Genomic DNA, 11,854 nt, shown 5'->3' with positions numbered 1-11,854 from the left:
TGCCGTCCGCCAACCACACCCCACCAACGATGTCCATCTGCCACAACGCCATCGGAGCATCCCGCTCCCACCGCCGGTAATCCTCCCGCCTGCGCTTACGCCGGCCCGGCTCGATCAAGCCCGTGTGCGGAAGCGACGGCCCCGCCGGCGGCCCGCTCGCCCCAAGGGGTGGGTCGACGGCACACGGGACGGACAGGCGTAGCAGAAGTTTGACGCTTGAGCATCGACGAGAAACTGAGGGCCCCGTCAATCAGTTTTTGCCCCCTGAGCCTGGCCGGACGTAGGCAAGTGCCACACGTACCAACCGAACTGGACCCCGCTGGCAACGAGGGCGACCCACAGGGACCATGACGCCGCCCAAAGCAGAACAGCCGCTACCGCTATCAGCACGGGAGAAATGATCATTGAGAAGACGATCATGGCAGCCTGCTCAGGCCTCGCATTATCTGGCGGCCCCTTGTACACGAGGTACCCGGTGACTCCGACGGAATACGCGATCACAGCCAGAACCAGCGCGTTACCCCACCACCGTGTCTGTACGTCGCCCCGCATACCGAGAGCGCCGAGCGCGGCGAACAGCATCAGCGCCCAGAGGACTACCACTGTCGTTACAGGACGACGCAGCAAAAACGACGACATGCGAACCACATCCCCTCAGGACCCGAATGATCCTCTTCCCATACCGGCCGCACAACCCGCCAGACTTCAAGATCCGGAATATGCGCGGAACGATCACCCACCCTAAAGAGAGGGCCTATAGTCTCTGTGCAGGTCAAGGGTGTATTAAGCCTTCAGTGAAGTGATCCACTTCTAATCCGACAGTTGGCGAAGAGCAGCTCGCCCGGCCAGCAGCCCAGCAGATCCGAGTGCGTGGACTACCGCAACGAGATACAGGAGACTCGCCATAGAGCTGGAGGTGGACAGTGAATGAGACAGAACGTCAGTTTCACCGCGCAATGATCGAAATCTACCAAACCGCCAAGAGAGATCTCGGGTACAACGCGAGCCGCTTCATTCAGATGGTGTCAGAGCTCGGCGGTTTCGCGACTGCGCGGCAGCTCCTGTGGAGTGATCAAGTATCGGACGGGTTCGAAACGCTTCGGAGCCATGGTCGGCTTGATCTCTCTGTAGAGGCACATGTCTTGAAGCCGGAGTTCGAGAGCCTCTTCACCGATGAAGATCGTCAGCGTGCACGCGACAGGCTAGATCTCCTCCAGACGTGACGCTCGCCAACTAGGCGGCCGTTCCGCCTCTGTTCCGCCGGAGCATGGAACAGGTCACGAATTGGTGGCAGGCGTTGAAAGACGTCCACACCGCTGTAGCCCAGGTCAGGGCACGTTTCCCAGGTCAGCCACTCTGAGCCAAGAGAAGTCCTGCCTGATCGAGATCTAGGCTCCCGGAGGGCGCAGACCCGCTTCCGGTGCCGCGATCATCACCGGGGCCCACGGCTCCGGGCAGGCGCGGCCTGCTACTCCGGCACCGCCATCTCACCCAGCCGCGACCAGTCGTCCTGCGGGACTTCGGCGTTGACGATGCGGGGCGTCTCGGCCAGATGCGGTGGCAGCCATTTCTGCGCCTTCCTGAAGTGCTCCGAGGAGACGTGCGCGGCACCGGCGTCGCCGTCGCGGAAGGCCTCGACCAGGACGTACTCGGTCGGGTCGTCCACGCTGCGGGACCAGTCGAACCACAGACAGCCGGGCTCCTGCCGGCATGCCCTGGTGAACTCGTCAGTGATCTCGGGCCAGCGGTCGGCGTGTTCGGGACGGACCCGGAACTTGGCGGTGATGAAGATCATGAGGCTCTCTCATCCAGTCGCGCGGGAACCGTTCTCCCGCGGTTGCCATCGATGATGTCAGGCGGCCGGGCACGGCAGGCGGAGGCCGGGCACCGGTCTGCCCGATGACCTGACCTCGCGGCCTCAGCAGATCCAGCGCTTGGCGGCCGCGACGATCCGCGCGGCCTTGACCTTGCCGAGCTTGACGCGCCCGCCGCCGAAACGCGCGCTGACCTGCTGCAGCAACTTGCCCCCGGCCATCCCGGCCTTGATGTCCGCGCACGTCGACTCGCCGCCGCGGACCGCCCGGTCCTCGTTGACCACCAGGCGGCGGTCCACCCGGCGCAGGTAGTTCAGGTAGTCGGCGCGGTTCGCGGTCAGGACCAGCCCGCTCGGCGGGACCGACGACCGGGCCGAGGCCGAGGGAGCGGACGGGGCAGCCGAGGCGGCCCGCCCGCCGGCGGAGCCGCCGCCGCACCCCGCGATACTCGCCGCAAACCCGACCATCAGGGCGGTCACCACTATCCGTCGCATGGCGGGAATGGTAGGACCTCGCACGTCAGCGTGTCGGTGAATACCCTGAACCGGCCACCGACCCGCCCCGCGGAGGTCCTGCCGTCCGGCACCCGGAGCCGGCGATCATTCTTCGCGGAAGGACAGGCCGTGCTCTTCGAGGGCCGCCCGGAGCACCTTGATCGCGTTCGGTCCCATGCCGTGCAGCTTCATCACGTCGGCCTCCGAGAGCCCGGCGAGCTGCTCCAGGCGGAGGTAGCCGGCGCCGACCAGTGCCCGTCGCGCCGGTGCGGCCAGTTTCGCCGGCAGATCGGTGTCGCGTGCGGTCCCCAAGGTGTGCCTCCGGATGATGTGACTACGCAGATCCGCCGGTGCTCGCGGGCGCGGCGCCCGCCGAGACGTCCGGCGGTGGGCCGACGGCGGCGCTGCGGCGCTCCAGCAGGGCCACGTCACGCCACCGGGCCCGGCCGTCATGGTCGTGCCGGCCGATCCGTTCGCGTACCCCGACCAGGCGGAATCCGGCCGCCTGATGGAGCCGGATGCTCGCGAGGTTCTCGGGGAAGATCCCGGCCTGGAGGGTCCACACCCCGGCCCGCTCACTGGAGTCGATGAGCGCTCTCAGCAGGGCCCGGCCGATTCCCCGGCCCTGGCTCTCCGGATGGACGTAGATCGCGAGGTCCGCGACGCCCGCGTACACCCGGCGGGCCGAGACCGCCGACAGCGCCGTCCAGCCCAGCACCCGCCCGGCCTCCTCGGCGACGAACCGGTGCCCGGTCAGCCGGGCCGCGTCGAACCCGGCCCAGTCGGGGGCCACGGTCTCGAAGGTCGCGTTGCCTGCGTCCATGCCGGCCTGGTAGATGGCCAGCACCTCGGCTGCGTGCCGTGGCAGCATCGGCGAGATCTCCACGGCCTCCACTTTACGGCGGGGGCCCGCCGGGCCGGAAAACGGCGAGGAGCGGGCACGTCCGGCGCCGTGCCCGCTCCCCGGCTCGGTGTCAGTCGCGCGACCGGCGCCGGCCCAGCGGGCGCCGCCAGGACAGTCCCGTGCCCGGGATCCGGAAGGTCATCTGTTTCCGGCCGTCCGCGGTCTTGGTGTAGCGGGCACCCTTGCCACCGACGCTGTGCCCCACCCCGGACTTCGACAGGTTGAAACGGAACGGACCGACCTTGATCGACTTGCGATATCCCCAACCCATGAAATGCCTCCTTGATCAGCTCAAGGAGTGCCCTGGGCGAACCACTCGACACGGAAGTCCACAAAAGGGACGACCTTAACCGGTATTTCGGCAGATGATGGTGAAACCAGCTGTTCAGCCGTCGTTCCTGGCCCGGCTGGGCTGGACCCGCTTGGGCTCGCCGGCCATCTTGGGGTAGTTCGGGGGGTAGGGCATGTCGCCCAGCCCGTGCGCCTTCTCGTCCTGGTCCGCCAGCTCCAGCAGCGGCTCCAGCGAGAACGCCCGGTCGTCGATGGCGGCGTGCACGTCCCCGACGGCGGCGAACCGGGCGGGCATGGTCTCGACCGTGAAGTCCCCCGGCGCGGCCGACGCCAGCTCCTCCCAGGTGAGAGGGGCCGAGACCGGTGCGTGCGGCAGCGGCCGGACGCTGTAGGCGGAGGCGATCGTACGGTCCCTGGCATTCTGGTTGAAGTCGATGAAGATCTGCTCCCCGCGCTCCTCCTTCCACCACTTGGTGGTGACCTTGTCGGGCACCCGCCGCTCCACCTCCCGGGCGAAGGCCAGCGCCGCGCGGCGTACCTCGGTGAAGGTCCAGCGCGGCTCGATCCGCACGTAGATGTGGACGCCCGCCTTCCCGGAGGTCTTGGGGAAGCCGACATGCCCGATCTCGCCGAGCAGGTCGCGGACCGGCCCCAGCGCCACCTCGACGGCGTCGGCGAAGTCCGTGCCGGGCTGGGGGTCCAGGTCGATGCGCAGCTCGTCGGGGTGGTCCACGTCGTCGGCCCGCACCGGCCACGGGTGGAAGGTGAGGGTACCGAGATTGACCGCCCAGGCCACCACCGCGAGCTCCGTGGGGCAGACCTCGTCGGCGGAGCGGCCGCTCGGGAAGTCGATCCGGGCGGTCTGCACCCAGTCGGGAGCCCCCTTGGGAACCCGCTTCTGGTAGAAGGCGTCGGCGTTCCGGACGTCCATGCGGGTGGCCAGCTTGGCGCCCTCGAAGACTCCGGAGGGCCAGCGTTCGAGCGTGGTGGGCCGGTGGTGCAGGGCGCGCAGGATCCCGTCACCGACCGACAGGAAGTACTCGACCAGGTCCCGCTTGGTCAGCCCTCGCTCAGGGAAATAGATCTTGTCGGGGTTGCTGACCTTGACCAGCCGATCTCCCACCGGGATCTCGATGAAGGGCGATGCCATGGAAGGAACGCTACCCCGGCCGGGATCTCCTGTCCCCCTCGGTCTCTGCGATCACGCGATCGTCAGCCGCGCCGGCGCCGCCAGGTGCGGCGCACCACGGCTCCCACGGCCGCGACGAGGACGAGCAGGCCGACGGTGCTCACCACGCAGCCGAGCCGCAGTCCCACCCCGCCGTCGTGCAGACCCCTCAGCCGGACCGCCGCGATGGTGGTGAACACCGACGCGACCAGCCCGTACCCGGTGACGACCCCCAAGGCCGCCAGCCGGGGCCTGCCCCCGCGATCCTGCACGCCCATCAGTTCCCCCCGAGAAACACGCCGTCCCCCTTATGACACTCCCGGGGGCGCAAAGGTTGCCCGCGGCCGTCAACGCCTCACCTCGGAGCCTCACCCGAACCGTGCCCGCGGACACCGGGTACCGTCGGACTCATGAGCACAGAGAAGATCCAGAAGACCGAGGAAGAGTGGCGAGCCCAGCTGTCCCCCGAGGAGTTCCACGTGCTCCGTGAGGCGGGCACCGAGCGGCCCTTCACCGGTGAGTACACCGACACCAAGACCGTCGGAGTGTACCGCTGCCGGGCGTGCGGCACCGAGCTGTTCCGGTCCGACACCAAGTTCGAATCGCACTGCGGCTGGCCGAGTTTCTATGCGCCGTCCGACTCCGACGCGGTGACCCTGCTCGAGGACCGCTCCCTCGGCGCGGTCCGCACCGAGGTGCGCTGCGCGCACTGCGACTCGCACCTGGGCCACGTCTTCCACGGCGAGGGCTACGCGACGCCCACCGACGACAGGTTCTGCATCAACAGCATCAGCCTCACCCTCGAACCTCAGGAGTGAGCGCCGCTACTTGGTCTCGTCGACCTTGCAGCTGTCGGTCGGGCTGACCTTGTTGGCGAGCACGACGCTGCCGTTGTCGGTGCTCGTGCCGTGGATGAAGACGAAGGTGGCCGGGTCGCCCTCGCTCTTGAGCAACTCGCTCGTCCAGTCGCACAGCGAGATGGCCGAGGCGGAGTTGGCGTCCTCCTCCGGGTAGTCGGTGTAGACCCGGAGGAACTGGCCGTCCCGGCTGACCCGCTCGACGTGCCCGGCGACCTTGGCGTCCTTGCTGCGGAAGTAGTCGATCGCCGCCGGGTCGTCGCCGGTGCCGTCGGCCGCCAGGGTGCCGGCGGGCACCTGGGAGGAGACCGCCGCGGGGGTGGCGGGCCGCGCGACCCGGCGCTCGGGCGGAGCGGTGTGCCCGCCGCCGGCCGAGAGGGCGAGCGTCACGACCGTCCCGGCCAGCACCACCGCTCCCGCCCCGGTCCCGGCCACGACGAGCCGGCCGACGCCCTTCTTGCCGGAAAGGGTACGGATGGCCTCGTCACAGGTGGTGGCGAACTTGGAGGGCGGCTTGGCATGCCGGCCACTCGCTTGCCCGGGAGAGGTACTCACAAAGGGCACCTTACTTCCGCGTACACCACGACTCCCCTCACACCAGACAGAATTGTGCGTACTCGACCGGTCCGGCTACGGCAGGGCCGCCACCAGCTCCGCGACGGGCTTGCGGGAGCCGGTGTAGAAGGGGACCTCCTCGCGGACGTGGCGCCGCGCGGTCGAGGCGCGCAGCTCCCGCATCAGGTCGACGATGCGGTGCAGCTCGTCGGCCTCGAAGGCCAGCATCCACTCGTAGTCGCCCAGCGCGAAGGAGGCCACGGTGTTCGCCCGTACGTCGGGGAACCCGCGAGCCATCTTGCCGTGCTCGGCGAGCATCGCCCTGCGCTCCTCGTCGGGCAGCAGGTACCACTCGTAGGACCGCACGAACGGGTAGACGCACACGTACGCCCGGGGCTCCTCGTCGGCGAGGAAGGCCGGGATGTGGCTCTTGTTGAACTCCGCCGGCCGGTGCAGCGCCATCGCCGACCACACCGGCAGGCAGGCGCGGCCCAGCGCGGTGCGGCGGAACCGGTTGTAGACCTCCTGGAGGTCGTCGGCGGTCGGCGCGTGCCACCAGAACATGAAGTCGGCGTCGGCCCGCAGCCCGCCGACGTCGTAGAGACCACGCGTGGTGACGTCCTTGGCGGCCGCCTGTCCGATCAGTTCCTCGACCTCACGGGCCACCGCGGATCTGTCGGCCTCCATCGGGCTCTGCACCCTGAAGACCGACCACATCGTGTAGCGGATCACCTGGTTGAGATCGCGTGCCTTGGGCCTGTCCGTCGTCGCCATGACTCGATTCTCCCCGACTGTTGAGATGGTCCAGCACCCGGGAGGCCGCGGACCGTCCCGAGGCGATGCAGGCGGGGATCCCCAGCCCGTCATAGGCCGCGCCGGCCACCGCCAGCCCCGGCAGCCCGGCCACGGCCGACCGGATCCTGGCCACCCGGTCGGCGTGGCCCACGGTGTACTGCGGCAGCCCGCCGCCCCACCGGGTGACCCGGTGCTCAATGGGCAGCTCACCGGCTCCGCAGGTGGCGGCGAGCTCGGCCATCGCCATCGCCTTGAGATCGTCGTCGGACCGCTGCAGCAGGTACTCGTCGCCGAACCGGCCGATGGAGCAGCGCACGATCACGGTGCCCGGCCGGCGCTCGGCGAGGTGCGGCCACTTCACCGTGCTGAACGTGACCGCCTTGACCTCGCGCCCCTCCACCGCGGGCACGAGGTAGCCACTGCCGTTCGGCATCCGCGGGAATGCCGTCGAGGCGTAGGCCAGGGTCACGATCGCCATGCTGGCGTAGTCGATCCGGTCGAGCTCGCGGGCGGCGACGGGCGCCTCGCCGGCCAGCAGCCGGGCGGCCGGACGGCCCGGCACCGCGACGACCACGGCGTCCACGTCGAGCTGCTCCGGCTCGTGCGCGGAGCCGATCGTCAGCCGCCAGCCGCCCCCGGACTCCGCGGGCAGGCGCCGCAGCTCCCGGACCGTCGCCTCGGTGCGCACCCGGCCCCCCGCCGACTCCACCAGCTCGGCGAGGACCGCGGGCAGCGTGCCCAGGCCCCCGGGCAGGGTCGTGAAGACCGGCCCGCCGGCCGCGGGCGCCGCCTCGCGTACGGTGCGAGCGGCGCTGATCAGGGATCGGTGCGTGTGGGCGGCGGCGGCGACCGAGGGCAGCGTCGCGTCGAACGACAGGTCCTCGGCCCGGCCGGCGTAGACCCCGCCGAGCAGCGGCTCGACCAGCCGGTCCACGAGTTCGCGGCCCATCCGGGCCCCGACGTAGTCGGCGACGGAGACGTCGGACCCGCGCGGGGTCGGGCCCCGTACCAGGTCGAGCGCCACCCGGGCCACTCCCGCCCGCGACAGCACCCCGGACCGGGCCAGGGCGCCCAGGTCGGCGGGGACGCCCATCACGTGGCCGGCCGGCATCGGCCGCAACTCTCCGTAGCTGAGGATCGCGGCGGAGGTGGTGGCGGGATAGACGAGCTCGTCGCCGAGCCCGATGCCGCGGACCAGGTCGAGGCCCTCCGGCCGGCGGGCCAGCATCGCCTCGGCGCCCTCGTCGACGGCCACGCCGGCGATCTCACTGACCCGCAGCTTCCCGCCGATCTGGGGCGATCCCTCCAGCACGGTGACCCGCGCACCACCACGCACCAGGAACCGCGCGGCCGCCAGGCCCGCGATGCCCCCGCCGATGACGGCGACGTGCGGCGGAGCGGGCGGCCCGTCCGCGGAACGCACCGAGCGGGGCCCGTAGGACGAGCTCATGCCGCTCTCGCCTCCTCACTCGCTGTACATGTCTCCATCTCCACCTTCGCAGACGTTGGGCCATGATCCGGCCATGACGCCGGATCCGGGCGCCGCCGACGCCGGGTACCTGCGGTGGCGGGGCCGCCCGTGACCGGGGCGCCATGCCATCGTGACCGGATCGCGATCACATGTGCAGAACCGTGACGGACGCCACATCGTCGGATCGCCATGCGCATCGTCAAGTACGTCCTCTGCGTCTGCGCCGTCGCCCTGGTCCTGGCCGGCTGCGGTGGTTCCCAGTCCGGGTCCGGGGATTCGGCGTCGAACGCCGCCCCGGCCGCTCCTCCGGCCGTGGACGCCGGTCCCGGTGCCAAGCGGGCGCCCGCAGGGCCCGAGGCCGCCGCCGGAACGTCCGCCGGCGGCACGTCCGCCGGCGGGGCGACCACGGCGAGCCAGATCAACGTCCCGGCCTCCGCCGCCCGTTCGGTGATCTACACCGCCAACCTCCGGGTGCGGGCGAAGAACGTGGACAACGCGGCCACGACCGCCAAGCAGCTGGTGACGGCGGCGGGCGGCTACGTCGAGAGCGAGACCGGCTCCAGCAGGCCGGTGACCTCCAACCTCACCTTCAAGGTGCCCTCCGACAAGTACAGCACGGTGCTGGGTCAGCTGACCGGGCAGCTGGGGACCAAGCTCTCCCTCCAGCAGCAGGCCGAGGACGTCACCGAGCAGGTCGCCGATGTCGACAGCCGGGTCAAGTCGGCACAGGCCACGCTCCAGACGTTCCGCAAGCTGCTGAACCGGGCCAACACCGTCGGCGAGGTGCTCAACGTCGAGCAGGAGATCTCCCGGCGGGAGGCCGACCTGGAATCGCTCCAGGCCCGGCAGAAGTCCCTGGCCCTGCAGACCCGCTACGGCACCGTGACCCTGCAGCTGGAGGCTCCCGGTGTCCAGCCGGCCAAGCGGCACGACGACGAGGGCGGCTTCGTCGGCGGCCTGAAGTCCGGCTGGGACGCCTTTGTCGCGGTCGTCTCGGGAGCCGCCACCGTGCTCGGCTGGCTGCTGCCCTTCCTGGTCGTGGCCGCCGTGGTCGGGCTGCCCGCCTGGTGGCTGACCAGGAGGCGCCGCAAGCCCCCCGTCAGCTCGCCCGCCTCGCCACCGCCCCCGGACCCGGCCGCCTCCTGACCGGGCCGGTCCGCCCCGCGGCCGCGCCCTTCCCGGCTGATCCGCCCTCTCCCCCGCTGCGATCACGCCCTCCCGCCGTGATCATGCAATCACTCGTCGAACGATTGCATGATCACGGCGGGAGGGCGTCTCTCTGGCGGGAGGGGCATCGCCGGCGGAGCGGGTGCCCTGGGGCCGGATCGGTGCCTCCGGGACGAAGGGGGCCGGGGTCAGCGGGCGGACTCCTCGTGCACGAAGTCGGCCAGCCGGGCGAGCATGTCGGGGTCGGTCGAGGGCAGCACGCCGTGGCCGAGGTTGAAGATGTGCCCCTCGGCGGTGCGCCCGCGGCGGAGCACGTCGCGGGCGCGCTCCTCGACGACCTCCCACGGCGCCAGCAGGATCGCGGGATCGAGGTTGCCCTGCAGCGCCTTGCCGAACGACACCCGGCTGACGGCCTCGTCCAGCGGTACCCGCCAGTCGACGCCGACGACGTCGGCGCCCGCCTCGCCCATCAGGCCGAGCAGCTCACCGGTGCCGACCCCGAAGTGGATCCGGGGCACCCCGAGCTCCTCGAGCGCGGTGAAGATCTTGCTGGTGTGCGGCAGGACCGAGAGCCGGTAGTCCTCGGCGCTCACCGCGCCGACCCAGGAGTCGAAGACCTGGAGGGCCCTGGCGCCCGCGTGGGCCTGCACCTTCAGGAAGGCGATCGTGATGTCGGCCAGCCGGTCCATGAGCTCGGCCCACAGCTCCGGCTCGCCGTACATCATGGCCTTGGTGCGATCGTGGTTCTTCGACGGGCCGCCCTCGATGAGGTAGGAGCCGAGGGTGAAGGGGCCGCCGGCGAAGCCGATCAGCGGGATCCTGCCCAGCTCACCGACCAGGGCGCCGATCGACTCGGTCACGTAGGGCACGTCGTCCGGGGTGAGCGGGCGCAGCCGGGACACCGCCGCGGCGTCCCGGATCGGGTCCGCGATGACCGGGCCGACCCCCGGCTTGATGTCCAGGTCGATCCCGATCGCCTTGAGCGGCACCACGATGTCGCTGAAGAAGATCGCCGCGTCCACGGCGTACCGGCGGACCGGCTGCAACGTGATCTCTGTGACGAGGTCCGGGGTGGCGCACGCCTCGAGCATCTGGGTGCCCTCGCGCAGGCGCAGATACTCGGGCAGCGAACGGCCGGCCTGCCGCATGAACCACACCGGGGTGTGCGGAACCGGCAGACGGCGGCAGGCGCGCAGGAATTCGGGCTCGTCGTCAGTCGGGGTGGCAGTCGAGGTAGCAGACACGTAGCGATGGTCCCATGAATCACCGCACCCCCAGTAACGAGCCGCGGAACCCGCCGAAAGCAGCGCGGGGCGTGGTGGCAGGAAGTTGGAGACACGCCGGGCAAGGTCCCGCACTCCCCCTGCCGGACATGTAAACGTCCCCTGAGTATCCTTCCGACCCCTCGAAGGAGGCCCCCGTCGTGTACCGCTCCGATTCCGTCGAGATCCGCCACTGCTCCGGCTGCGGCGACGAGCGCGTGTTCGAGCGACCGCCATGCGCGGACGGGCACGGCGCGGAGTGCCCCGAGCGGGCCTGCACGGAATGCGGCGCCGCCCTGCTGATCGGGCTTCCGGAGCCGTGCGACGTCCGGGTCGCCGGCCGCACCGCACGGGCCGCCTGAGCCGGTGCCATGCTCGTTCAGCGCACTCGGCCGCCCGGCGCGGCGACCCGGGGCTCCGGCCGTCCGGCGATCTACGCTCACACCATGGCCGCCCCGCACATGACCCCTCCCAAGCCCGAGGCCACCGAACCGCCGGCCGTCTTCCAGCGCGCCGTCGAGACGCTGCGCCGTGCCCTCGAGGGCGACCCGGCCCGGCCGGAGCTCGAGCTGGAGGACATGCCGGCGCCGCAGCGGCTGGCGCCGTTCTCCGCGGCCATCGCCGCGACCGTGTACCGCGAGGACGACGAGATCGCCGGCGGCCGCCTGATCCTGCTGTACGACCCGGAGGGCCGCAGCGGCTGGGCGGGCGAGTTCCGGCTGGTCGCCTACATCCGGGCCGATCTGGATCCGGAGATCGCCGCCGAGGAGCTGATCGGCTCGGTGGCGTGGAGCTGGCTGATCGAGGCGCTGGAGAACGCCGGTTACGCCGGTGTCTCGGGCACCATCACCCGGGCGGTCTCGGAGAGCTTCGGCGACAAGCAGGACGAGCCCTCGACCACGGAACTGGAGCTGCGGGCGTCGTGGTCGCCGACCGGAGACGACATGGCCGGCCATGTGGCCGCGTGGTGCGAGGTGATGTGCATGGCGGCGGGGCTGCCCCCGTCCGGGGTGAGCGTGCTGCCCCAGCGGCGCCCCGGCCCCGGGCACTAGCCGAGGCCATATTCGAGGACCTCG

16 protein-coding genes and 1 pseudogene are annotated in these 11,854 nt (G+C 70.7%); 5 read left to right on the top strand and 12 right to left on the bottom strand.

Going from position 1 to position 11,854, the window contains the following annotated elements; genetic code table 11:
- A pseudogene (locus tag ACRYCC_RS25460) lies at positions 1-133 on the bottom strand (IS481 family transposase); the annotation flags it as partial.
- 790 nt (positions 134-923) lie between these two features.
- On the opposite strand from ACRYCC_RS25460, the gene ACRYCC_RS25455 reads away from it, so the two are divergent.
- On the top strand, positions 924-1,223 hold the full coding sequence (locus tag ACRYCC_RS25455; protein ID WP_433816032.1) for a hypothetical protein: 300 nt from the start codon (positions 924-926) through the stop codon (positions 1,221-1,223).
- A 245-nt stretch (positions 1,224-1,468) separates the two neighbouring features.
- Here the strand turns inward: ACRYCC_RS25455 and ACRYCC_RS25450 are convergent, their stop codons facing one another.
- The 7 genes from ACRYCC_RS25450 to ACRYCC_RS25420 all read right to left on the bottom strand — a co-directional run bounded on the left by ACRYCC_RS25450 (position 1,469) and on the right by ACRYCC_RS25420 (position 4,949).
- Complete coding sequence (locus ACRYCC_RS25450; RefSeq protein WP_433816030.1) at positions 1,469-1,795, bottom strand: putative quinol monooxygenase; 327 nt, start codon at positions 1,793-1,795, stop codon at positions 1,469-1,471.
- Positions 1,796-1,918: 123 nt separating this feature from the next.
- On the bottom strand, positions 1,919-2,308 hold the full coding sequence (locus ACRYCC_RS25445) for a DUF732 domain-containing protein (protein ID WP_433816028.1): 390 nt from the start codon (positions 2,306-2,308) through the stop codon (positions 1,919-1,921).
- 105 nt (positions 2,309-2,413) lie between these two features.
- Complete coding sequence (locus tag ACRYCC_RS25440; RefSeq protein WP_433816026.1) at positions 2,414-2,620, bottom strand: helix-hairpin-helix domain-containing protein; 207 nt, start codon at positions 2,618-2,620, stop codon at positions 2,414-2,416.
- 22 nt (positions 2,621-2,642) lie between these two features.
- Positions 2,643-3,194, bottom strand: coding sequence for a GNAT family N-acetyltransferase (locus ACRYCC_RS25435; RefSeq protein ID WP_433816024.1), 552 nt, complete (start codon positions 3,192-3,194; stop codon positions 2,643-2,645).
- Positions 3,195-3,282: 88 nt separating this feature from the next.
- Positions 3,283-3,483 carry a DUF4236 domain-containing protein gene (locus ACRYCC_RS25430; RefSeq protein ID WP_433816023.1) on the bottom strand — a complete coding sequence of 67 codons (201 nt, stop codon included), beginning with the start codon at positions 3,481-3,483 and terminating at the stop codon, positions 3,283-3,285.
- A 114-nt stretch (positions 3,484-3,597) separates the two neighbouring features.
- Positions 3,598-4,653, bottom strand: a complete 1,056-nt coding sequence (locus tag ACRYCC_RS25425; RefSeq protein WP_433816021.1) for a DNA polymerase domain-containing protein — start codon at positions 4,651-4,653, stop codon at positions 3,598-3,600.
- 62 nt (positions 4,654-4,715) lie between these two features.
- Positions 4,716-4,949 (bottom strand): hypothetical protein, encoded by a 234-nt coding sequence (locus ACRYCC_RS25420; RefSeq protein ID WP_433816019.1) that lies wholly within the window; start codon positions 4,947-4,949, stop codon positions 4,716-4,718.
- Positions 4,950-5,081: 132 nt separating this feature from the next.
- Between ACRYCC_RS25420 and msrB the strand changes: the two genes are divergently transcribed.
- Complete coding sequence (gene msrB / locus ACRYCC_RS25415; protein WP_433816017.1) at positions 5,082-5,489, top strand: peptide-methionine (R)-S-oxide reductase MsrB; 408 nt, start codon at positions 5,082-5,084, stop codon at positions 5,487-5,489.
- A 6-nt stretch (positions 5,490-5,495) separates the two neighbouring features.
- On the opposite strand, the gene ACRYCC_RS25410 is transcribed toward msrB, so the two are convergent.
- The 3 genes from ACRYCC_RS25410 to hemG form a co-directional block, all read right to left on the bottom strand.
- Positions 5,496-6,083, bottom strand: a complete 588-nt coding sequence (locus ACRYCC_RS25410; RefSeq protein ID WP_433816016.1) for a hypothetical protein — start codon at positions 6,081-6,083, stop codon at positions 5,496-5,498.
- A 75-nt stretch (positions 6,084-6,158) separates the two neighbouring features.
- Positions 6,159-6,857: a hydrogen peroxide-dependent heme synthase gene (gene hemQ, locus ACRYCC_RS25405; RefSeq protein WP_433816014.1), complete on the bottom strand. Its 699-nt coding sequence runs from the start codon at positions 6,855-6,857 to the stop codon at positions 6,159-6,161.
- Entirely contained in the window at positions 6,739-8,328 is a 1,590-nt protein-coding gene (gene hemG, locus ACRYCC_RS25400) for a protoporphyrinogen oxidase (protein ID WP_433816012.1), read from the bottom strand. The genes hemQ and hemG overlap by 119 nt, the downstream gene beginning before the upstream one ends.
- Before the next feature lie 210 nt (positions 8,329-8,538).
- On the opposite strand from hemG, the gene ACRYCC_RS25395 reads away from it, so the two are divergent.
- The gene (locus tag ACRYCC_RS25395; RefSeq protein WP_433816011.1) at positions 8,539-9,495 is read left to right on the top strand and encodes a DUF4349 domain-containing protein; all 957 of its coding nucleotides are present in this window, start codon (positions 8,539-8,541) and stop codon (positions 9,493-9,495) included.
- A 209-nt stretch (positions 9,496-9,704) separates the two neighbouring features.
- Here ACRYCC_RS25395 and hemE read toward each other — a convergent pair whose 3' ends face one another.
- Positions 9,705-10,712, bottom strand: a complete 1,008-nt coding sequence (gene hemE / locus ACRYCC_RS25390; protein ID WP_433816067.1) for a uroporphyrinogen decarboxylase — start codon at positions 10,710-10,712, stop codon at positions 9,705-9,707.
- 227 nt (positions 10,713-10,939) lie between these two features.
- Between hemE and ACRYCC_RS25385 the strand changes: the two genes are divergently transcribed.
- Positions 10,940-11,140: a hypothetical protein gene (locus ACRYCC_RS25385; RefSeq protein ID WP_433816009.1), complete on the top strand. Its 201-nt coding sequence runs from the start codon at positions 10,940-10,942 to the stop codon at positions 11,138-11,140.
- Positions 11,141-11,224: 84 nt separating this feature from the next.
- Positions 11,225-11,830 (top strand): DUF3000 domain-containing protein, encoded by a 606-nt coding sequence (locus ACRYCC_RS25380; protein WP_433816007.1) that lies wholly within the window; start codon positions 11,225-11,227, stop codon positions 11,828-11,830.
- Positions 11,831-11,854 lie beyond the last annotated feature (24 nt).

The sequence above is a fragment of the Actinomadura scrupuli genome, from assembly GCF_050971785.1.
GTDB lineage: Bacteria > Actinomycetota > Actinomycetes > Streptosporangiales > Streptosporangiaceae > Actinomadura_E > Actinomadura_E scrupuli.
The sequence above is the reverse complement of the archived record's forward strand: the minus strand, read 5'-3'. Positions and strand labels throughout refer to the sequence as shown.